General features: G+C 71.6%; 1 protein-coding gene. It reads right to left on the reverse strand.

All coding sequences use genetic code 11. The annotated features are described in order from the left end of the window. Positions 1 to 465 (reverse strand): PAS domain-containing protein (locus V2J85_RS40555; RefSeq protein WP_330824384.1); only part of this gene is annotated, 465 nt, incomplete at both ends.

Consider the following 465-nt stretch of genomic DNA (forward strand, 5'->3'; position numbering starts at 1 on the left):
GGTAGTCGTCGACCGTACGGCCCCGGTGGTCCTCGGCGGCGCCGCCGAAGACGGTGGCGAAGCGCTGGTTGGCCCGGACGACGGTGAAGTCCGTACCGAACAGCACGAAGCCGAAGGGAGATTGGCCGAATATGGCCTGCGAGGCGGCGAGGTCGGTCTCGATCCTCCGCAACGCCCGGACGTCCACGACGATACAGAGCGCGGCCCGCTCGCCCTCCGCCGTCTCACTGGGCATCACATAGACCTCGGCGAGCCCGTGCGCACCGCCCTCGCCCGGCATCCGGAACGGGACCAGACCCGTCCACTCCTTGCCGTCCAGGATCTCGCCGACCCTCCGGTGGCCGTCCGAGCGCAGCTCGGCGGGCATGAACGCCTCGACCGGGTCACGCCCGATCGCCTCGTCGGCGGCCATGCCGAAGAGGCCGGCGGCCCGGCGGCTCCACTGCTCGATCAGACCGTCGGCCC

Source organism: Streptomyces bugieae (genome assembly GCF_036352915.1).
Lineage (GTDB): Bacteria > Actinomycetota > Actinomycetes > Streptomycetales > Streptomycetaceae > Streptomyces > Streptomyces endophytica.